This window comes from Listeria rocourtiae subsp. hofi, assembly GCF_963575615.1.
In the GTDB taxonomy this organism is placed as follows: domain Bacteria; phylum Bacillota; class Bacilli; order Lactobacillales; family Listeriaceae; genus Listeria_A; species Listeria_A hofi.
The window spans coordinates 77,589-99,576 of record NZ_CAUYTL010000001.1 but is presented as its reverse complement, the minus strand read 5'-3'; the positions used below and the strand labels follow the sequence as shown (position 1 = coordinate 99,576).

General features: G+C 40.6%; 21 protein-coding genes. 15 read left to right on the top strand and 6 right to left on the bottom strand.

Annotated features, from left to right (window positions below; translation table 11 throughout):
- Positions 1–6: 6 nt before the first annotated feature.
- Positions 7–1,641 carry an NAD-dependent malic enzyme gene (locus R8925_RS00500; protein ID WP_430533983.1) on the bottom strand — a complete coding sequence of 545 codons (1,635 nt, stop codon included), beginning with the start codon at positions 1,639–1,641 and terminating at the stop codon, positions 7–9.
- A 132-nt stretch (positions 1,642–1,773) separates the two neighbouring features.
- On the opposite strand from R8925_RS00500, the gene R8925_RS00495 reads away from it, so the two are divergent.
- Positions 1,774–2,889: an NAD(P)/FAD-dependent oxidoreductase gene (locus R8925_RS00495; protein WP_430533982.1), complete on the top strand. Its 1,116-nt coding sequence runs from the start codon at positions 1,774–1,776 to the stop codon at positions 2,887–2,889.
- Here the strand turns inward: R8925_RS00495 and R8925_RS00490 are convergent.
- The 5 genes from R8925_RS00490 to R8925_RS00470 all read right to left on the bottom strand — a co-directional run bounded on the left by R8925_RS00490 (position 2,879) and on the right by R8925_RS00470 (position 8,623).
- Positions 2,879–4,855: an FtsX-like permease family protein gene (locus R8925_RS00490; RefSeq protein ID WP_430533981.1), complete on the bottom strand. Its 1,977-nt coding sequence runs from the start codon at positions 4,853–4,855 to the stop codon at positions 2,879–2,881. The two genes, R8925_RS00495 and R8925_RS00490, sit on opposite strands and share 11 nt — an antisense overlap.
- Entirely contained in the window at positions 4,830–5,600 is a 771-nt protein-coding gene (locus R8925_RS00485) for an ABC transporter ATP-binding protein (RefSeq protein ID WP_430533980.1), read from the bottom strand. The genes R8925_RS00490 and R8925_RS00485 overlap by 26 nt, the downstream gene beginning before the upstream one ends.
- A gap of 96 nt (positions 5,601–5,696) precedes the next feature.
- On the bottom strand, positions 5,697–6,677 hold the full coding sequence (locus R8925_RS00480; RefSeq protein ID WP_430533979.1) for a sensor histidine kinase: 981 nt from the start codon (positions 6,675–6,677) through the stop codon (positions 5,697–5,699).
- Positions 6,677–7,372: a response regulator gene (locus R8925_RS00475; RefSeq protein WP_430533978.1), complete on the bottom strand. Its 696-nt coding sequence runs from the start codon at positions 7,370–7,372 to the stop codon at positions 6,677–6,679. The genes R8925_RS00480 and R8925_RS00475 overlap by 1 nt, the downstream gene beginning before the upstream one ends.
- 384 nt (positions 7,373–7,756) lie before the next feature.
- Positions 7,757–8,623 carry a YitT family protein gene (locus R8925_RS00470; RefSeq protein ID WP_430533977.1) on the bottom strand — a complete coding sequence of 289 codons (867 nt, stop codon included), beginning with the start codon at positions 8,621–8,623 and terminating at the stop codon, positions 7,757–7,759.
- 156 nt (positions 8,624–8,779) lie between these two features.
- Here R8925_RS00470 and R8925_RS00465 point away from each other — a divergent pair, with 156 nt between their 5' ends.
- The 14 genes from R8925_RS00465 to asnS all read left to right on the top strand — a co-directional run bounded on the left by R8925_RS00465 (position 8,780) and on the right by asnS (position 21,836).
- A complete protein-coding gene (locus tag R8925_RS00465) occupies positions 8,780–9,109 on the top strand; it encodes a nucleotide pyrophosphohydrolase (protein WP_430533976.1) in 330 nt (109 codons plus the stop codon).
- Positions 9,110–9,898, top strand: coding sequence for a 4-hydroxy-tetrahydrodipicolinate reductase (dapB, locus tag R8925_RS00460; RefSeq protein WP_430533975.1), 789 nt, complete (start codon positions 9,110–9,112; stop codon positions 9,896–9,898). It abuts the gene before it with no gap.
- A 17-nt stretch (positions 9,899–9,915) separates the two neighbouring features.
- On the top strand, positions 9,916–10,320 hold the full coding sequence (mgsA, locus tag R8925_RS00455) for a methylglyoxal synthase (protein WP_430533974.1): 405 nt from the start codon (positions 9,916–9,918) through the stop codon (positions 10,318–10,320).
- 10 nt (positions 10,321–10,330) lie between these two features.
- Positions 10,331–11,515 (top strand): CCA tRNA nucleotidyltransferase, encoded by a 1,185-nt coding sequence (locus R8925_RS00450; RefSeq protein ID WP_430533973.1) that lies wholly within the window; start codon positions 10,331–10,333, stop codon positions 11,513–11,515.
- Positions 11,493–12,467 (top strand): biotin--[acetyl-CoA-carboxylase] ligase, encoded by a 975-nt coding sequence (locus R8925_RS00445; RefSeq protein WP_430533972.1) that lies wholly within the window; start codon positions 11,493–11,495, stop codon positions 12,465–12,467. The genes R8925_RS00450 and R8925_RS00445 overlap by 23 nt, the downstream gene beginning before the upstream one ends.
- A gap of 185 nt (positions 12,468–12,652) precedes the next feature.
- Positions 12,653–13,171 carry a GNAT family N-acetyltransferase gene (locus R8925_RS00440; protein WP_430533971.1) on the top strand — a complete coding sequence of 173 codons (519 nt, stop codon included), beginning with the start codon at positions 12,653–12,655 and terminating at the stop codon, positions 13,169–13,171.
- 21 nt (positions 13,172–13,192) lie between these two features.
- On the top strand, positions 13,193–13,609 hold the full coding sequence (locus R8925_RS00435; RefSeq protein ID WP_430533970.1) for a thioredoxin family protein: 417 nt from the start codon (positions 13,193–13,195) through the stop codon (positions 13,607–13,609).
- A gap of 214 nt (positions 13,610–13,823) precedes the next feature.
- The gene (gene panB, locus R8925_RS00430) at positions 13,824–14,657 is read left to right on the top strand and encodes a 3-methyl-2-oxobutanoate hydroxymethyltransferase (RefSeq protein WP_430533969.1); all 834 of its coding nucleotides are present in this window, start codon (positions 13,824–13,826) and stop codon (positions 14,655–14,657) included.
- Between the two features lies 1 nt (position 14,658).
- A complete protein-coding gene (gene panC, locus R8925_RS00425; RefSeq protein ID WP_430533968.1) occupies positions 14,659–15,507 on the top strand; it encodes a pantoate--beta-alanine ligase in 849 nt (282 codons plus the stop codon).
- A 1-nt stretch (position 15,508) separates the two neighbouring features.
- Positions 15,509–15,892, top strand: a complete 384-nt coding sequence (panD, locus tag R8925_RS00420) for an aspartate 1-decarboxylase (RefSeq protein ID WP_430533967.1) — start codon at positions 15,509–15,511, stop codon at positions 15,890–15,892.
- 43 nt (positions 15,893–15,935) lie between these two features.
- Positions 15,936–18,713 (top strand): ATP-dependent DNA helicase DinG, encoded by a 2,778-nt coding sequence (gene dinG, locus R8925_RS00415; protein WP_430533966.1) that lies wholly within the window; start codon positions 15,936–15,938, stop codon positions 18,711–18,713.
- Between the two features lie 86 nt (positions 18,714–18,799).
- Positions 18,800–19,318, top strand: coding sequence for a cell wall elongation regulator TseB-like domain-containing protein (locus tag R8925_RS00410; protein ID WP_430539386.1), 519 nt, complete (start codon positions 18,800–18,802; stop codon positions 19,316–19,318).
- A 29-nt stretch (positions 19,319–19,347) separates the two neighbouring features.
- On the top strand, positions 19,348–20,532 hold the full coding sequence (locus R8925_RS00405; RefSeq protein WP_430533964.1) for a pyridoxal phosphate-dependent aminotransferase: 1,185 nt from the start codon (positions 19,348–19,350) through the stop codon (positions 20,530–20,532).
- An 11-nt stretch (positions 20,533–20,543) separates the two neighbouring features.
- Complete coding sequence (gene asnS / locus R8925_RS00400; RefSeq protein ID WP_430533963.1) at positions 20,544–21,836, top strand: asparagine--tRNA ligase; 1,293 nt, start codon at positions 20,544–20,546, stop codon at positions 21,834–21,836.
- The last annotated feature ends 152 nt before the right edge of the window (positions 21,837–21,988 follow it).

Below are 21,988 nucleotides of genomic sequence, written 5' to 3'. Positions count from 1 at the left end.
AAGCGTTCACTCCTTGTACTCAGGAATCCAGATAGCATCGTTTACTGCTCCCAGTGGATCCGAAATGGTACGTCTATTTAAACCTAACTCAATCGTTTTTTCGACAACAGCCAGTGTCACGGCGTGGGAGGTTTCGCGTAAAGTTGCGACAGATGGTAATAAAGCTGCGCCAATTGTATGAATATCTTGGACTTGTGTAGCGACCGCATGGCTAGCTGCTGCTAACATATCATTCGTAATTTCACGTGCCTCAGTAATAACTGCCGCTAGACCTAATCCTGGGTAAAGTAGGGCGTTGTTGGCTTGGCCGATAAAATAGGTGTTGCCATCGTATAAAACTGGTTCTGATGGACTTCCAGTGACAACGAGGGCGCGACCTTTTGTCCAAGTAATTAAATCGTGCGCAGTAGCTTCCGCGAGTCTTGTTGGGTTGGATAATGGCAAAATGGCCGGGCGCTCAACATGACGATTCATTTCTAGTACAATCTCCTCTGAAAAAGCTCCTGTCACACCGGAACACCCGATAAGCATCGTTGGTTTTATGTGTTGCACAATGCTTTGTAAATGCGTCAACTGTTCTGAGAATTGGCCAGCATCCCGCGCATATTTTCTCTGTCCAGAAGTAAGGTCTGGTAAATCGGAAGTAAGCAAGCCAGGCCGGTCAACTAAGTAAAAACGAGATTTTGCCTGTTCAGCAGTTAATCCTTCGTTTACCATCATTTCGGCGACCAATTGATCCGCAATACCGATACCTGCTGTCCCAGCCCCAAAGATAACAATGCGCTGCTCGCTTAACGGCATTTGAGAAACACGTGTTGTTGCAAGTGCAGCAGAGACGACCATTGCCCCTGTGCCTTGAATATCATCATTAAACGTACATAATTGTTCACGGTACATTTCCAAAATCCGACTCGCATTATCACGGCCAAAGTCTTCCCAATGAAGGACTGCTTTGGGGAAACAAACTTTAACAGCATCTACAAATCGAGCGATAAAAGCATCATATACAGTCGTTTCTAAACGTGGCGACTTGCTTCCAAGGTAGCATGAATCCTCGCGTAATGCCTTGTTATTTGTTCCTGCATCAATAACAATCGGCAACACACAATCCGGCGCAAGTCCAGCGGCAACTGTGTACACAGCCAGTTTTCCAATCGCAATGCTGACGCCGTTTAAGCCCCAGTCTCCAATGCCTAAAATTCCTTCTCCATCAGTAACTACAATCATCTTAATGTTATCTGGGTTTGGCACATTATTGTTGAAAATAGCGATTAAATCGAGCGTGCTATCTGCTTGTAGGAAAATCGCATCTTGCGGGTTTTCCCAATTCTTATGATAGTCCATCACAGCATCACCAATCGTTGGTGTATAAATAATGGGCATCAATTCCGTTACGTGATCAATTACCACTTTATAAAACAAAGTCCGATTCTCATTATAAAGCGCCATCAAAAATAAATGTTTCTCAAGTGGTGTTGTTTTCGAATGTAGGGCCCCATAAACTCGAGCCGCCTGCTGATCTAATGTTTCGATTGTTGCAGGAATCAAGCCATCCAATCGCCATTTTTTTCGTTCCTCAGTTGTAAAAGCTGTTCCCTTATTTTGCAATGGGTCATGTAAGCGTGTATATCCATTCATCATTTTGCATCCTACTCCTTTAGTTATCTTGTTTATATTTTACACTAGAAGTAGCTAAAAAATCGACTAATTTCCCTGCGCTTGTCAGAAATGTTCGGAATTTGTATAATGAGGAGAGTGAGGTGGGTACATAAAATGGAGAAAATCGTTATTATTGGCGGAGGAATCGTAGGAATGACAGCTGCGTATTTACTCGCTAAACAACAAAAAGAAGTCATTATTATCGATAAAAAGGAACCAGGTCAGGCAACGCTTGCAGCTGCTGGTATTGTTTGTCCGTGGCTATCAAAACGTCGAAACAAAGTATGGTATGAGTTAGCAAAAGATAGCGCCCATTATTACCCATTATTGATACAAGAATTAGCGCAAGATACGACGCGAAATACAGGGTACAAAATGGTCGGAGCGCTTTGTTTACGGGAAGACGAAGCGAAGTTAGACGAGCTTGAACAAATTGCGCTTAGCCGTCGTGTGGAAGCGCCAGAAATAGGTGAAATCAAACGCTTATCAAAAGCCGAAACGAAAGCGAAATTTCCAATTGTAGATGAAGCATTTGGAGCTGTTTTTGTGAGCGGGGGCGCACGTGTAGACGGGAAATCACTGGTTTTAGCATTGGCAGACGGAGCAGAAAAATATGGTGCCAAAATTATTCGCGCTAAGGCACATCTCAAACAGCAAGGGGAGTCGACTGTAGTCATAGCGGAAAATCAGACAATCTTTGCTGATAAAATCATTCTCGCAGCTGGTGCATGGTTGCCAGAATTAATACAACCGATTGGTTTAAAAGCTGCGATTCATCCGCAAAAAGGGCAATTATTACATCTTCAATTGGAGGATACGGATACAAATGATTGGCCGGTCGTATTGCCACCAAGTGCCAAAAGTATTGTGCCATTTGACGATGGTCGAGTGATTATCGGAGCTACACACGAGAATGAAGGTGGATTTGATTTAGAAGCAACCAAAGCGGCTACGATAGAAATTATAACAGAAGTTGCGCGTTTTGCTCCGGCTGTGAAAAATGCAAAATTGGCGGAAATCCGGGTAGGTACACGACCGTTTACACCAGATTTCACGCCAGTTATTGGAGCCTTGCCGACTGCCAAGCATATTTTTGTAGCGAATGGATTGGGCTCATCGGGGCTCACAACAGGGCCTTATGTTGCCAAAATTCTTGTTGATTTGATTCAAGGGAAGACACCGAAAACAGATATTACCGGTTTTGATCCGAATAATGCTATTACTTCATGATGCGACGAAGCTGTTTCAAGTATTGGCATTTCACGAAGAAATAATAGATAGCTTGAACAACAATGAAAATGCCAATCACGATACCAACATTTTGCCAAATATTGAAATCAAGTAAATTTTGTAGTGCAACGAATGCTACAAGTGAATGAATAACGGCTACAAAAAGTGGTAAGAAGAACATAATACGTAACTGCCTTGCTACAATTTTATGCAATTCCTGTTTAGTTAAACCAATTTTGAAGAGCATTTTGTATTGCTGCTCGTCTCGTTTCAAATCGCTATGCAGGCGTAAGTAAATGAAACCTGCCGAAAATGTGTAGAATACAGCACCGCAAAGAACAGTGAGTAAGAGAAGTATGCCGTTTAGTTGTTGTATGTTTTGCCATTGCAGGGCGAGTGATTCAAAATTGGTATATTCTCCTGTTTCGGTGTCTTGGTTTTTAGTATTCCAATCTCCAATATAAGTTTGGAGTTTCTTTCCAATGACCGCTGTCTCTTCCCAATCATTGGTATGGAAAATACTATAAGCCTGAATAGAATTAAAATTCTCATCCGGATTTTTGTTAGCTTTTTGCGCAGTTTTCCATATCGTATCAATATCCGCTTTATTAGCTAACATTATATTCTCATAATTAGACAAAAAGCGATTAATTGGCGTTGCTCGGTCCACGGGCAGCGTTATTTTTGTAGTTTCTAGTTGAATCGTCATGCTTTTCGGTATCCCTTCTCTAGGATTAAAGTTTAGGCTGGGAAGTAAAGCCACACTGCCGACGGGGATTTGGATTTCTTTCTCATTTCTTAATTTCATCAACTCGTTGTAGTCCTCGACAGATAAGAAAGTGAAACTTTTATTGTTGTTGGCATTGACCACAGTAAAAAGATGACCATTTGCTTGTTTATAAGTGCGTGTATCATCTTGTTGAAGCAGCTTTTTTGTGTATGAAATAATATCGGGGTGAACTTTATCTTGTCCAAAAGCTGTATAGGTAATCGCATAAGGGTTTTCTGACATTTCTGCAATCCCGCTACTACCAATCGCTGAGCTTGTTCCCATCGCCGTAATTGCAGTTGCCGAAATGACAGCTACAATAAAAAAGGTGCTGACATTATCGCGCATCTGATAAATCAACTCAGAAAAAGTAAGCAAATTAGTTCGCTTGAAAAAGAACGATTGGCGCTTCCGCAAACGTGTTAGCACAAAAACAAGCAACTGGCTAAATAAGAAATACGTCCCAACCACGACTAGAATGACGCCAATAAAGATTGGAGTGAGAGAGAAGTATTCCCGATTTGTGAAAAAAAGTACAATGCCATATCCTGTGAAAGTTAGTACCAAAGCAAGGAGCGCGATATACCACGCTGCTCTTATTTCTTTTTTAGGTTCTTTCTGTGAGAGGAGTAGCGCTTTTAGATTGTTGACACGAATTGTAAAAGACGTCACGAAGGAAACGATAAGAAATAGAAGTCCAAAAATACCAATTGTAAGTAAAATCGGCTTCCATGGCAAGTAAAAGGGTAATGTTTCTGTTAACGCTAAAATTTTAGAGCAGACTAGTAAAATTACTTTTGAGAAAATAAAGCCAAAGATAACGCCACAAATAACTGCAGAAAGCCCGGCTAGCATATTCTCCCAAAAAATTAATTTAACAAGTTGCTTCTTGTTGATTCCTTGAATAAGTAAGAGCCCAAACTCTGCTTTTCGCGTTTTTAAAAACGTACTAACAGCGTAAAAAATCGCGAACGCTGAGAAAATGACGATAATGACTTGTGATATTTGAAACCCTACCATGGCGAAATAGCTCATTGTATCACTGGAAGAATCAATATTTGTTTTAAATTCGGGATGGAAAATTAGCAAAGCATAGGTGAAAAACATCATTACTGCGAAAAAACTAGTAAAGAAATAAGGGCCATAAACTTTCGGATTACGACGAACATTATTAATGACGAACTGGCGGAATGACATGCTGTTTTCCTCCTAGTAGCGTCAATGTGTCCATTATGTGTTGATAAAATACAGCCGTATTATCTCCACGATAAATCTCATTGTATAGCGAACCATCTTTAATAAAGACAACACGATCGCAATAAGAAGCTGCTTGTGGATCATGTGTTACGAGCAAGATAGTCGCTTCTTCTTCTTTGTTTAGTCGGCTTAGAAGCTGCATGACTTCTTCACTATTTTTAGAGTCCAAATTACCAGTAGGCTCATCGGCTAGAAATAGCTTCGGTTCATGAATCGCGGCGCGTGCGACAGCTGTTCGTTGCGATTCTCCTCCTGAAATTTGATAGGTTCGTTTATCTAAAATTGCTGTGATACCCAATTTTTCTGCGATAATAGCCAGTTTTTCATTCATTGTCGCGAGTGGCGTACCATCCAATGTGAGTGGTAGCAAAATATTTTCACGCACAGTCAGCGTATCCAATAAATTAAAGGATTGAAAAATGAAGCCAAGCTCCTTCCGTCTAAATTCTGCTAGTTTATCAAACGAAAGGGTATATGGATTAGCGTCATGGATTTGCACCGTGCCACTAGTCGGTGGATCAATCGTGGCAATCATGTTAAGCAATGTTGTTTTTCCACTCCCTGAAGGACCCATTATCCCGACAAATTCACCTTTTTCCACGGCCAGATCTAAATTAGAAATTGCCTGATACTGCACGTTCCCTGTATATATTTTGTTGACTTGCTCTACTTTTAAAAGCGTCATAACAAGACCTCCTTATTTGTTGATAGGGCTAGTGTAGCAAATAAAGCAGGCAGGTTTGTATCGATTCTTATGACAAAATCTTACGTTGCTGTAAGTTTAATTGCTACTTGGTATACGAATCAGGATAGTTGTGCCGACATCGATTTCAGACTCAATGGAAATTTGATAACCGAGTTTGTTACATATTTCTGATACGAGGAAAAGTCCCATTCCTGTTGATTGTTGAAATTTTCGACCGTTTTCTCCGGTGAAAAAAGGACGGAATACACGCGCGAGGTCAGCTTTTTCAATACCGATACCGTAGTCACGTATGGATAAGGCATATTCACGAGCTTCTTTCGTGGCTTTAATTTCGATATTACTGCCTTTTTCGGGGGAGTATTTAATCGCATTGGATAGAAGCTGTCCTAACATAAAAACAAACCATTTTTTATCTGTTTCTAGAAAGAGATCAGAATCAATTTGGATTTTTGGATAAAGATGCTGTCTAATAAATAGCCGTCTATGTTCGTTGATGGCCTCGGACGCTAGTGTTTTTAAATCTGTGCGCTCAACCACGAAATCATTTTCGAATGTCTCAAGCCTTAGCGTATAAAGGACAGTCTCAAGCCCTTGTTGGATGCGATCAGTTTCTTCCTGAATACTTCGAAGCGTTGGATCAGATTGGTTTTGTGTCATTAATTCGATAACCGATACAGGTGTTTTCATCTGATGCACCCACTGATTGATAAAAATATTGCGATCCGCATCTTTGGCTCGCCATTTCTGTAAGTCGATTTGATAGGCATGATATTGCTTAGCCAAATAAGATTCGAAAGCTCGGCTAAATGATGAACCTTCGTCTAGATGGAATTCGGAGGCTACGATATCTGCTTGTTCTAGCCGTTTATAAACACGGCGATATCCCGCGTAACGAATAGCTAAGAAAAATATACTAAGAGTTATCCATAGAAATAAGACGTAGATAATGAGGCGAGTGTTTTTGTAACCATCTAGCCAGAATAAACCTACTGTTGCGAGTGCAAGAATAAGTGTGAATAATAGGAGAGAAATATGACTACGAAGAAATAAGCGCATCAAGATTCCTCCTTATAGACCCATTGATAACCGTAGCCACGAACAGATTTAATTGAATCTCGAACACCAAGATCTAGTAGCTTTTTGCGAAGTCTAGCAACATTGACACTAAGTGTGTTGTCATCGATAAATGTTACCTCATCCCAAATTTCTTCATAAAGGAGATCGCGATTTGCAACATTTGGAGCAGTTCGCCAAATGACTTCGAGTAGTTTGGCCTCATTTTTGCTAAGCTCGAGTGTTTTGCCAGCGCGTTCAATTGTGAATTTTAGCGGGTAAAAGGAAAGTGTGCCTTCGTGAAATTCAGGCTCCTGATATTGGTTGGCAAAATCGCCATAGACGCGTCGAAGCTGAGCACGAACCTTTGCGATGACGACTTGATAGGAGAACGGCTTAGTGATGTAATCATCGGCACCATTTTCAAGGGCCATGACCTGGTCTAGCTCCCCTTCTCGTGCTGAAATGAAGATAATAGGGCAGGTTGAAGTTTCGCGAATTTTGCGACACCAGAAGTATCCATCATATTTAGGTAAATTAATATCAAGTAAGACAAGGTGGGGCTTTAGTTCTTCGAAAAGTGGCATCACATCGTCAAAATCAGTTGTAATATGGGCGTCCAAATTGTATTTACGTAAATAATCTTGTAATAAAGTTGCGATTTTTGGATCATCTTCTACAATGAGTATTTTTTCCATGGGTTTAGGCTCCTTTGTTGAGGCACTTAAGAAGCGTCCTTTGCTGAATTAGAGCCTCACTATGTATGAGAAAGAAGTGAGCATGTAATCCATCAGTGGCTCTTAGACGTTAAATAAGGCCTATATTATAGAATTAATAGTGAAACGCAGTTATTGTTGAGGCACTTGAGAAGCGTCCTTAGTTGAATTAGAGCCTCACTATGTATGAGAAAGAAGTGAGCATGTAATCCATGGGTTGCATCATGTTCAGCGCCTCCGGATCCAGCTTCAACAGCCAGCCTCTCGAAAATTTTGTGGCCTCCGAAAAAGTCAAAGGAGGACTCTTTCGGAAGCCCCCTAATAATTTCTGTCAAGGCTAAACGGGTTGTTTCAGCATTTCGCTTTTCAAACTAAAGGATTCTTATTCTCATCTAACGTAAACCCTTCGCCCATCACATCATGGACAACAGAAACGGAAACGAAAGCATGTGGATCGGTAGCGTTGACGATATTTTTCAACTGCACAATTTCATTTTTAGCGACAACAATATACAACACATCTTGTTCTTTTTTTGAAAAGCCTCCACGCCCTTCAAGTACTGTCACGCCACGATTCATCGCTAGCATAACATTTTCAGCAATCTTGTCATTATGGGCAGAAATAATCAGTGCACCACGGGCAGCATAGGCTCCTTCTTGCATAAAGTCAATCACGCGAGCGCCAATGAAAACCGCAACAAGCGTATACATCACTTGGCGAACATCTAAATAAGACAATGAAAGCGCCAAAACAATAGCATCAACGGCGAATAGAGTTCTTCCCATACTCACGCCTTTTTTTCGGTGCAGTACTTGGGCGATAATATCACTACCACCTGTTGTCCCACCGTACCGGAAGACAAATCCAAGCCCGATTCCAGTAAAGCCACCAGCAAAAAGTGCTACGAGTAAAAGATCGTCATGCAAATCAAGTCGGTAAGGAACACGCTGAAAAACCCATAAGGACAGTGACAATCCAATTGTTCCGACGATCGTATAAATAAGCGCCCGATTCCCTAAAATACGCCAACCGATAAAAAAGAGCGGAATATTTAAAATAAGATTCGAATACGCGGGATCGATACCTACGAAATGTAGGAGCAACAAGGTGATACCCGTCAGCCCTCCCTCGCCAAGATCATTCGCAATATTGAAGTTGACAAGTCCAAATCCATAAATCGTCGTTCCGAGTAAGATGAATACAATATTTTTTACACGAACAACTTGCCACAAAGTTCATCACTCCTTGTTTTAGAATTACTAGAAAGGTATGTATAAATCCCTTTTTGTAGACGTAGCAAGGCTTTCTTAGCTATAATGATTATAGCAGACGTAAAGTGGATAAATAAAGCCTTACGTTAGTTTACCACAAAAGGAGCGAAACAAAGCATGGCAAAAACGATGCAACAATTGCAAGATGAGGTAGACGCGTTTATTGGTCAATTTGAAGAAGGATATTTCTCTCCTTTAGCGATGATGGCGCGTGTGACAGAGGAAACAGGGGAACTTGCGCGTGAGATTAATCATTATTACGGTGAAAAACCGAAGAAAGCTAGCGAACCTGAGAATACGGTTGCTGCTGAACTCGGAGATGTCTTATTTGTTCTCATTTGTATGGCAAATTCGCTAAATATTAGCTTAGAAGAGGCTCACGATACGGTTATGAAGAAGTTCAAGGAACGTGACGCCGATAGATGGACCAAGAAGGAGGACAAATAAATGAGAGTAGCAGTATTAGGTTTTAAAGGTAGAATGGGACATGAAGTTGTGAAAACGGTCCTTCGTGAAGCTGATTTGGAACTTGTGGCAGTACTCGACCATGCGCCACAAGAGAAAAATATTAATGAGATTGCTGGGTTTTCAAATCTAGATGTACCGGTATTTAGTGACTTGGAAAAGCTGCTGACGAGTGTGAAATTAGATGCAGTGGTTGATTTTACGACACCAAAAGTTGGTTATTCTAATACGAAATTAGTATTAACGCATGGTGTGAGTCCCGTCGTTGGTACGACTGGTTTTACGCCTGAACAAATTACAGAATTAACAGAGCTCGCCGCCTCGAAAAAAATTGGTGCGATTATTGCGCCAAATTTTGCAGTTGGAGCAGTTCTTATGATGCAGTTTGCACAAAAAGCAGCGAAGTATTTCCCAGATGTAGAAATATTGGAGCTTCATCACGATAACAAATTAGATGCGCCAAGTGGTACGGCTGTTAAAACGGCGGAGATGATAGCGGAAGTTCGTGAGTCGAAGCAACAAGGTGCTGCGGGAGAAGAGGAGATAATGCAGGGAGCTCGTGGCGCGGATTATGAAGGAATGCGTATTCATAGCGTGCGTTTACCAGGCTTGATTGCACATCAGCAAGTGCAGTTCGGCGCAGAAGGCCAAGGTCTCACGATTCGCCACGATTCCTACGACCGGATTTCTTTCATGTCAGGCGTTGCTTTTTCGATTCGTAAAACGGCTGAGCTGGATACGCTAGTTTATGGTTTAGAAAATTTAATTTGATGAGGAGTGGTTAACACATGAACATTGCCTTAATCGCACACGATCGTAAAAAAGAATTGATGATAGAGCTAACACTTGCTTACAAAATCATCTTAGAGCCGCATACTTTATTCGCGACTGGAACGACTGGCTTGCGGATTATGGAGGCAACTGGGCTTTCGGTACACCGCTTTCAGTCAGGACCTCTTGGTGGCGATCAACAAATTGGTTCTAGAATTTCAGAGAACAAGATGGATTTGGTGATTTTCTTACGCGATCCACTCGCAGCGCAACCGCATGAACCTGATGTGACAGCGCTTATTCGATTATGTGATGTTTATGAGATTCCACTTGCGACCAATATCGGAACAGCGGAAGTTTTATTGCGCGGTTTGCAGGAAGGGTTTATGGATTGGCGCGATTTAAGACGCAACGAGGAATAGGAGTTTACGAATGAAAGAAATTTTTAAGAAGGCTGTGCCTGTTTTAGCGAAACTAGAGCAGGCTGGTTTTGAGGCTTATTTTGTCGGTGGCTCTGTACGCGATACGTTACTAGAACGAGATGTAGCAGATATTGATATCGCGACGAGCGCTTTTCCAGAAGAAGTGAAGCGAGTTTTCATGCGGACTTTTGATACGGGGATTGAGCATGGAACGGTTTCTGTGTTAGAAGCGGGTGAAATATATGAAATTACGACATTTCGGACAGAGGGGACGTATGCCGATTTCAGGCGCCCAGATGAGGTGGTTTTTATTCGCTCATTGGAGAAAGATTTAGAGCGTCGTGATTTTACAATGAATGCTATTGCGATGGGGCTTGACGGTCGTTTCATCGATCCATTTGATGGTCAAAAAGATATGATGAATAAACAAATTCGAGCAGTTGGTGAGCCTTGGGAACGGTTTCATGAGGATGCACTGCGAATGATGCGCGGTGTTCGTTTTGTGAGCCAGTTAGGTTTCTCGCTGGAAAGGCGTACATATGAGGCAATGCAACAAAATATAGCCCTTTTAAAAAACATAGCGATAGAAAGAATTGCTGTTGAGTTTGTAAAATTGATGCGAGGTGAGGCGGTTAAAGTTGCATTACCATTAATCACCAATCTCGATATGTTGCCTTATTTGCCCGGTTTTAACAATCATGGCGAGGCGATTCGTAGTTTGGGCGCTTGGAATTTAGCTGCTATTCGCGATGATGAGACAATGTGGCTTGCCGTCACACTAGCTGTTAAACCAGATAATGTCCCTTCTTTTTTGCGCGCCTGGAAATTGCCAACTAAATTAATTCGAGCAGTAGCAAAGGCTTACGATTTAGCCGATAAGCAAGAGTGGAGTGATTATGAATTATTTGCTACCGGAATGCATACGGTGGAATTGATTGAAAAAGCACGATTTGTTCGGGCGAGTGAGACAGATTGGGGTGCTTTAAAGTTGCGGTTTGAATCGCTTCCCGTGCAATCACGTAGCGAAATTAATGCGAGTGGTGATGATGTGATGAAATGGACCGGAAAAAAAGGAGGTCCGTGGCTAAAAGAGTTATTAGCGAAACTGGATCAAGCGGTCATTGAATTGAAAGTCAAAAACACACAAGCTGATATTAAAGGATGGGTGGAGCATGTTATCAACGAATCGGCGTAAATTATTAGATGTATTTCGATTAGCTGACGGCGGGCTAGTTTCAGGGCAAGAGATTGCAAATGCACTGAATTGTAGCCGAACAGCTGTATGGAAGCAGATAGAAGAATTAAAAAAAGCTGGCTTTGATATTGAGGCAAAGCGCGGAAGTGGTTATGCTATTAAACCCGCTGCAGAAATTTTTACGGAGGATATGCTTTATTTTCGCGCTAAAACTGAATTTATTGGTCAGCAAGTGGCCTTTTATCCAGAAGTGACATCTACACAAATCATCGCCCATCAACTAGTTGGTGAAGGTGCAGTGGACGGGACTGTTGTTATTGCGGATCAACAAACTGCTGGTAAGGGCCGTCTAGCAAGACCTTGGAATTCACAAAAAGGAACCGGAATTTGGATGAGTACGATTCTAAAGCCTGAAATCCCAATGCAACAAGTCCCTCAGTTCACGTTTATTGCATCGCTAGCTGTTGCAGAGGCGATTGAGAATACAACAGGATTAGAACCACAGATTAAATGGCCAAATGATATTTATATTAATAAGCGTAAAGTATGTGGCGTTTTAACAGAAATGCAAGCAGAAGCAGAGCAAGTAAACGCGATTATCATCGGGACAGGAATTAATGTTAATCAAGCATTTTTCCCCGAAGAATTACGCGATAAAGCAACTTCGCTAGCTATTCTAGTTGGGCATCCAGTTTCTAGGGGAGCGCTTTATGGCGAAATCGTTGCTCAACTAGAGAAATACTACAAGCTGTTCTTGGATCAAGGTTTTGCGCCAATCAAGTTATTATGGGAAGTACGAGCCATTCCTTTTAGTGAAAAAATTGTAGCGAAGACATTAAAAGGTGAGATTCGGGGGACTGTCAAAGGGATATCAGATGCTGGTGTGCTGATTGTTCAAGACGCTGTAGGAGAAGAGCATGCAATTTATTCCGCAGATATTTCGCTAGGATAGTAAATTCTTTTTTTAATTGGTAATGGAGCGTCAAAAAACATGGAAGGCCTCAAAAAAATGAGACGCAGGTGATAGAACCAACCGATTGCTAACAAGAATTGAGTTAAATTCCTTTTTTAGCATTTTTTCTTTTGACAAGTAGTCAGTTATACTAAGAAAAAATAGCGTAAAAGGAGAGCTGGCGAATGGAGTTTAAATGGTTGGTTCGTGAGGAATTATCTCAGTTAAGGATGATTGATCGCAAAGAACTAGTAGAAGAAGTGTACTACATGAAGAATCAAACGCTACAATTAGTGAAGGAGTATTACGATATTAGTGGTTGGTTAGAAAGTGAATTGACTATCTATGAACAACGATTACAATCCCTTTTTGACCGGGATGGCATCATTATTGGAGCTTACGAGAAAAATGTGCTAGTAGGATTAGTATCTTTAGAAAGTTACTTAATTGATAGTAAAACAATGAAACTTGATATGTTATATGTTAGTCATGATTACCGGGGACAGGGGCTTGGTAGAAGGCTTATCGATATTATTTCGCAAGAGGCTAAAGAACTTGGTGCAAAAGAGTTATATATTTCTGCAACACCTGTTCGGAATACTGTAGATTTTTACTTACGTTTAGGTGCAGAATTAGCAAATCCACCAGATATGTATTTATTTGAATTAGAACCATTAGATATTCATTTAATTTTACCAATCTAAGAAGAGGAGATTTAAGCAATAATGAAGAAATTATTATTAATAAGCATGGTAGGTATTTTTTTATTGCTAGCGGCGTGTGGTAGTAAAAATACAGAGGACAGCAAACAATTGGATAAGATAACATTAGCCGAATTTCAAGCAAAACTGGACAATAAAGAGAGTGGTTTTGTTTATATTGGCAGACCAACTTGCCCAGACTGTCAAGCTTTTCAACCTACTTTAGATAGCGTTTTGAAGGATAAGGATATGCGTTTAGCTTACTTTGATACAGATGCTGCGCGAGAAAAAGAAGAGGATAAGACAAAAGTATTTTTACAAGATATGAAAGTGAAAACAGTTCCGGTTATTTTCTACCTAGAAAATGGCAAGGAAATTGCACGTTACGATGGCAATGACGACAAGGCAGCTTTGAAATCGTGGTTTGAAAAATACGAATAGAGAGCGAGAAGCGTATGTCACGGCGTGTTGTGATATACGCTCTTTTCTTTATAGTAGCCAGCTTAAGAACTTTCGAAACAGCCTGAAATATGATACTATAGCAAGGAGGAAAGCAACTATTGGCTGTATCTGAATAAGAATGGTACATGTTTTCTTTGATTAAAAATATTTTGCTTTGATCCATTATGGACAGAGACAAAAGGAGTAGATTGAAATGAAAAAACCTGTTGATTTTGTGCAGATGAAAAAAGAACAAGAAAAGATAACGATGGTCACAGCTTACGATTATCCTTCTGCCAAGAATGCTGAAAGAGCAAAGGTTGATATGATTCTTGTGGGAGACTCTCTAGGGATGGTTGTTTTGGGGTACGATTCTACTATTCCTGTAACGGTTGCTGACATGATTCATCACACGAAAGCTGTTCGGCGTGGTGCACCAAATACATTTATTGTTACGGATATGCCTTTCTTGAGTTACCACGGTTCGGTAGAAGAAACGATTAGGAATGCTCGCCAAATCATTCAAGAAACGGGAGCCAATGCGCTTAAATTAGAAGGCGCAGGCAATGTATTCACGAAAATATCGCATCTGAGTGCGGGAGGAGTTGCTGTTGTTGCTCATCTAGGTTTGACACCACAAACAGTTGGATTGACGGGAAGTTATAAAGTACAAGCGAAATCAAAAGAAGCTGCACAAGACTTGTTAAGGCAGGCGAAAGAGGCCGAGGATGCTGGAGCTATCGCGCTTGTGCTAGAAGCCATTCCAAGACAACTGGTAAAAGAAGTAGCCAAGACCATTTCAATTCCAACGATTGGTATTGGTGCAGGCGCAGATGTGGACGGTCAAGTACTTGTCTATCATGACATTATTCAATATGGTACAAATCGAGTGGCTAAATTTGTAAAGACCTATGGTGATGTGGACAGTGTCATTCATGATGCACTTTCAAGCTACGTTCGTGACGTTAAATCTGGCATTTTTCCTGCATTGGAACATACATTCACGATGAGCGAAGAGACATTACAAGGCTTATATGGAGGCGAATGAGATGAAAATCATACGCGACATAGAAACATTAAAATTGGCAATTGCTTCACACAAAAAGAATGGCCAAACGATTGGCTTTGTACCAACAATGGGCTATTTGCATGAAGGACATTTAGCTCTTGCTAAAGCTGCTAATGAGGAAAATGATGTGGTTGTCATGAGTATTTTTGTCAATCCAACGCAATTTGGACCAACGGAAGATTTTGGAAGTTATCCGCGTGATGAGTTGCGAGATAAAAGTCTTGCAGAGGAAAATGATATTGATATTTTATTTTTGCCATCTGTAGAGATGATGTATCCTGACAGTTTAACGACGGCAATTCGCGCGAAGAGGAGGGTTTCTGTATTAGATGGCGCGCTTCGTGAAGGACATTTTGACGGTGTTTTAACGGTTTTAGCGAAATTTTTTCACCTTGTGCAACCGGATAGTGCTTATTTTGGGCAGAAGGATGCGCAACAAGTTGCTGTTGTTCAAGATTTTGTGGCCGATTATTTTTTTCCACTAGTTATTCGAGTTATTCCAACTGTTAGAGAAGAAGATGGACTGGCTAAAAGTTCGCGGAATGTTTATTTGACGGAGCAAGAACGTAAAGAGGCAGCGACTATTCATGAAGCGCTTTTAAAGGCTCGAAATGAGGTTGTAGAATTGCGTGATCAGGCTAGTATTTTGGCAAATATCAGAACTATTATTAATCGGAATGGGTCGCATAAAAAGATTGTTTATTTGGATATGTACCAGTATCCATCGTTTGAAGCTATTGAAGATTGGGAAAAGCCAATTGTGATAGCCGTTTGTGTTCAATATTCCAAAGCTAGACTTATTGATAATGAAATAATAGGAGGTGTCTGACATGATGCGGTCGATGATGTATGGTAAGATTCACCGAGCCACAGTGACGGAAGCCAACTTGAACTACGTTGGAAGTATCACGATTGATGAGGCCATTCTGGAGGCTGTCGATATGTTGCCGAATGAGAAGGTGCAGATTGTAAACAATAATAATGGTGCACGTTTGGAGACATATATTATACCAGGTGAACGAAATAGTGGTATTATTTGTTTGAATGGTGCAGCTGCTAGGATGACTCAAGTGGGGGATACAGTTATTATTATGGCGTATGGTATTTTTTCAGAAGAAGAAGTAGCGAGTCATCAACCTAAGATTGTAGTTTTAAATGATGATAACGAGATTGTAAAGACATTACCAGAGGAAAAAGCACAGACGGTATTGTGATACGGTGATACTGGTTGCCTAGTCAGGAAGTGGGGGGATAAGCATGAAAAATAAAAGATACATTGTTGTAGATTTGGAGACTACTGGGAATCAGGCGAATAAGGCAGATAAGATTATTCAATTTTCGGCTTGTATTGTTGAGAAAGGCGAAATTATAGACCAGTTTTCCACGTTTTTAAATCCAGAAAAGCGGATTCCTCCTTTTATTAAAGAACTGACAGGTATATCAGATAAAGATGTGAAAGACGCGCCTCTTTTTGAAGATGTGTCTTCCATTATTCATGCATTGATTGATGGTGGCATTTTTGTTGCCCACAATGTGAATTTTGATTGGACATTTCTTCAAAAGGAGATGCGTGAAGCTGGTGAAGCGCCATTAAAAATGAAGCTTTTAGACACAGTGGAATTGGCGCGAATTATGTATCCAACTGTTGATAGCTTTAAACTTCAAGACTTAGCTGATGAATTCGGATTTGGCCACGATGCCCCACACCGAGCTGATAGTGATGCGCGTGTTACGGCGGAGCTCTTATTACTGTTTTTAGAGAAGTTAGAGACATTACCGTTAGCGACTATTCGTAAGTTGACAACGTTATCGCAGCATTTGACTGGTTATCTTGCGGAACTACTCTTTGAAATAGAGATGCGAAAAGAGCGTGAATTGGCGGCGCTAGATACAAAATGGACAGAATATAGAGGGATTGTGATTCGGCAAAAAAGCATACAAGAAGTGCAATATAGTCGAGCGGATAATGTGTGCTATCCTAATTCAGAGGAGGAGAAAATAGCACTTTTTCAAGCGGTAAATGAAACATTAACACCTCGAACAGGCCAATTTTTGATGATGGATACAATTATGGCATCTTGGAAAAATGAAGCTAACGTGCTTATTGAAGCAGGAACGGGGATTGGAAAAACGCTAGGATATTCTTTACCAGCAATTTATTTTGCGAAGGAGCATCAAATTCCGATCGTGATTAGTACATATACGAATCTTTTACAGTCTCAAATTTTTCATAAGGACATCCCGCTACTTACTGCATTGACTCATTTTGATGTAAAGGCTGTCGTTTTAAAAGGAAGAGATCACTATATCAATCTATTTAAATTTGAACAGTTACTATCTGAGATGGATAAGACGTATGACGTTGTGTTAACGAAGATGCAGTTGCTTGTTTGGCTGACAGAGACAACAACAGGGGATATTGGCGAGGTGAATTTATCTAGTGGTGGACAACTTTTTTGGAATCGAATGAAGCATACGGGTTGGTTTTTATCCCCGCAAAAAGATCCTTGGTTGCCATATGATTTTTACTTATTCAATCAGAAACAAGCAAAAGCAGCGGACTTAATTATCGTGAATCATGCGTTACTTTTGCAGGATCATTTTGGTGGTGGGAAATGGCTACCAGATTATGAGTATGCAATCATTGATGAGGCACATCATTTCACGGATGCAGCGAGGGCACAACAGAGTTTCGTTTTTTCTTATCGCCGAATGAAGTTTTTCATGAATCGTTTAGGTACGCTTGGGAAAGAAGCCATGTTAAAACGCTTAGAAATGATGTTTCCCGAAAAACACCAACTTTTTGATATTGAGATTGCGATATTAAAATTGGAAGAAGCATTAGAGGAACTATTTTTATTGTTAGCGCAGAAGTTATTAAAGGCGAACAAAAATACGACGGAGTTACTATTGGTCGAGAATGTAATCGATGAAAAATTGGATACTGCATTATTTTTTGCTGGCGAGAAAGTATACCTGCTTATGAAAGAAGTTAGCTTGACACTTGATGATGTTTTGGCTTATGGGAAACGCGAGGCGGACAAATTTAGTGAAGGAGAGTCCGTGTTCATAGAAGAGGTTTATTCGTTTGTGTTAGACTGGAAACGTGCTGAAAATCAATTATCTCGCATGCTTTATGAAAAGGAAGAGGCGATGATGCTTTATATTGAGGCTGACCGGAATAAAGCGCTGAGCAGTGTGCGACTTAGAGCTAATATTGTGCAGGTGAATCATACGCTACAGAAGGACTTTTTTGATGCTAAAAAATCGGTTGTTTTGACATCTGCTACATTGACGGTAGATGATTCCTTCACTTATATTAGAAAGGAACTGGGGCTTGATGAGGACATTGTTACGGAGCAAATAAAATCACCATTTTGCTATAAGGAAAATGCGCGGATACTTATTCCTTCTGACATGTTACCTGTAAAAGGAACACCTGTGGAGGAATATACAAGTAGGCTAGCTTTGTATCTTAGCGCGATTGCGAGAGAAACATCGGGCCGTATGTTAGTGCTCTTTACGGCTCACGAGATGCTTCAAAAAACATATCGGAAAATGAGTCAGGATGCGTCTATTGCAGAATACCGTATTTTAGCTCAAGGTGTATCGTCTGGAAGCCCTGCCCGCTTAACAAAACAATTCCTCGCTTTTGATAAGGCTATTTTACTAGGAACGATGAGTTTCTGGGAGGGAGTGGACATTCCAGGAGACGATTTATCGTGTCTAGTTATTGTTCGCTTGCCATTCGCGCCACTTGAAGATTCTTATACGAAAGCTCAGATTGCTTTGCGCAAAAAAATGGGTTTAAATGCATTCCAGACATACTCTTTACCAGAGGCTGTGCTACGTTTCAAGCAAGGATTCGGAAGATTGATTCGCAGAGAGACAGATCGTGGAATTGTTTTTGTTTTTGATAACAGAGTAGATACGACTACTTTTGGAAAAACGTTTTTGCATTCGATTCCAGAGGTCCCAATTATAAAAGGGAAGGAATTAGAATTATTGGAGGAAGTGAAGAAATTTTTTGAATAACTGTTTTTTCGCTTCAAATATCGTGAAGGTATTGCTATAATGAATCTAGGCTAGAAATAGGCGACAACAGCGTAAAGCTAATAGAAATGAGAGTAGATATGTTGCGAAAAAGTAATCAAAAAAGTTACTGGAAGTGGATTTGGATTAGTATTGCTGCAATTGTTGTGGTGATAGCAGGATTTTTCATCTTTTTCTACAGCGCGCAAAAACCAGTTCGCGCAGATGAGAAGGAAGCACTTGCACGAATTGAAGGCAAAGTTGATTTGAAAGAACAAGAGGATTTTTATTTGTATAATGGTGCTAATGGTGTGTACTATGTGCTGACTGGGAAGAACAGTAAAAATAAAAATATTATTGTTTGGGTTCCAAAAAGTAAGAAGGGAACAGTGGTTGTCAAATATGCAAAAGATGGTATTTCTAAAGATGAGGCAATTGCTAAGGTGAAGCAGGAGAAGAATCCCGTTAAGATTTTAAATGTGACACTTGGTATGGATAAAGGGGTACCAATTTGGGAGATTTCCTATTTAGATAAAGATAATAATTTGAATTATTTTGATGTAGATTTTGAAACCGGAGATTGGTACCGAGCAATTGAGAATTTATAAAACTTTGTAGAACTTAGGAGGGAACGTGCATGGACCTACCGCTATCGAAACGTGTCCAAGAAATTGCTGCGTCGCCAACACTTGCGATTACAGCAAAAGCAAGAGAAATGAAGCAGGCTGGTATTGATGTAATTGGTCTTGGAGCTGGGGAGCCAGACTTCAATACACCACAAAACATCATTGATGCTGCTGTAGATTCGATGAACAAAGGGTTTACGAAATACACTGCAACATCGGGAATACCAGAATTAAAGCAGGCTATTATTGGAAAGTTACAACAAGATCAGGGACTAGCATACAAGCCGAACCAAATCTTTGTTGGAACTGGTGCAAAGCATGTGCTTTATTGCGCTTTTCAAGCCATTCTGAATCCTGGGGATGAGGTTATCGTGCCTGTACCTTACTGGGTAACTTATCCAGAACAAATCAAGCTTGCTGGCGGTGTGCCAATTTTTGTAGAGACAGGTTTTGATGCGGATTTCAAGATATCCGCAGAAGATTTTGAAAAGGCTGTAACGCCAAAAACGAGAGCTATTGTGCTTAATTCGCCTAATAATCCAACAGGCATGACATATTCGAAAGCGGAACTTATCGCGATTGGAAAAGTGGCGGAGGAACATGGTATCTATGTTGTTTCTGACGAGATTTATGAGAAGTTATATTATGGAGATAAGAAAGATTTAGTGTCGATTGCTTCATTAAGCGACGCGCTGTATCAATTGACTATCGTGATTAATGGCGTGTCGAAGGCTTATGCGATGACTGGCTGGCGTATTGGTTATGCCGCTGCTGCTGAGCCAATCATTGCGAGTATGGGAAAACTTGCAGATCATATGACGAGTAATCCAACAGCGAATGCTCAGTATGGTGCGGCTGAAGCTTATAATGGCAATCAAACGGTACCTGAAAGTATGTACCAAGCTTTTGAAGAGCGAATGGAGCGCTTTTATCCAGTATTAGAGTCAATTCCTGGATTTAAACCGAAAAAACCGAGCGGGGCTTTTTACTTCTTTATTGATGTAGCAGAGGCGACGCGTATGAAAGGTTTTGCCGATGTTGATGCGTTTGCAAAAAGTTTGTTAGATGATGCGTTTGTCGCGGTTGTGCCAGGATCAGGCTTCGGTATGCCAGATTACGTTCGGATTTCTTATGCGACAGACCCAGCACTATTTGAACAAGCGCTTGATCGAATGAAAGATTTTATGAAAAATTAGGGAGTGTAAACATGCAAATTACGATTAATCAAGCTGGAAATTATGTGAATAAAGAAGTGAAAATTGGAGGCTGGCTCAGCAACAAGCGTTCTAGTGGTAAAATTGCTTTCCTGCAATTACGTGATGGAACTGGATTTATGCAAGGTGTTGTTGTGAAAGAAGAGGTCGGTGAAGAGCTTTTTCATACAGCTAAAGGGATGTCGCAGGAAACGAGTCTTTATATAACTGGGACGATTCACGAAGATGCGCGCTCTCCATTTGGTTATGAAATGGCGGTAACGGGGATTGAAGTAATTAGTGAGTCTGTGGATTACCCAATTACACCAAAAGAACATGGTACAGAATTTTTGATGGACCATCGTCACTTATGGTTGCGTTCTAACCGTCAGCATGCGATTATGAAAATTCGTAACGAGATTATTCGCGCGACATACGAATTTTTTAACAAGGAAGGGTTCTTAAAAATTGATCCACCAATTTTGACAGGAAGTGCACCAGAAGGAACAACTGAGTTATTCCATACGAAATATTTCGAAGAGGATGCCTTCTTATCTCAAAGTGGTCAATTATACATGGAAGCCGCAGCGATGGCATTTGGAAAAGTATTTTCATTTGGGCCAACTTTCCGTGCTGAGAAATCAAAAACACGCCGTCATTTAATTGAATTCTGGATGATTGAACCTGAAATGGCTTTTTACAAATTAGAGGATAGTTTGAAAGTGCAAGAAGATTATGTAGCATTTCTTGTTTCAGCAGTGCTTAAGAATTGCCGTCTAGAATTAGACCGCTTAGGCCGAGATATTTCTCATTTAGAAAAAATGGTTGCGCCGTTCCCACGTATTACGTATACAGAGGCAATTACACTACTTAAGAAATTGGGCTTTGAAGATATCGAATGGGGCGACGATTTTGGGGCACCACACGAGACGGCTATTGCGGATAATTTTGAAAAGCCGGTTTTCATTACACATTATCCGAAAGCTATCAAGCCATTTTATATGCCAGAAGATCCGAACAATAGTGAGGTCGTGCTATGTGCCGATTTGATCGCACCTGAAGGATACGGCGAAATTATCGGTGGATCAGAGCGTATTCACGAGTTAGCGATTTTAGAGGCACGTATGAAAGAATTTGACTTAGATTTAGAAGCTTATAGTTGGTATTTAGATTTAGCTCGTTACGGTTCGGTGCCACACTCTGGTTTTGGTTTAGGTTTGGAAAGAACGGTTGCTTGGATTTCAGGAACCGAGCATGTACGTGAAACGATACCATTCCCAAGACTGCTGAACAGATTGTACCCATAATGGATAGGCATGTAAAAATATCGAGCATCTTGGATAAAAAATCTCTCAATCAGTAAAAAATGCAAACAGCCAGTAACAGTACAAGATTATTTTGTGCGGTTACTGGCTGTTTTTCTCCCAAAAATACTTGAAAATTATTTCTCTGTAGACTA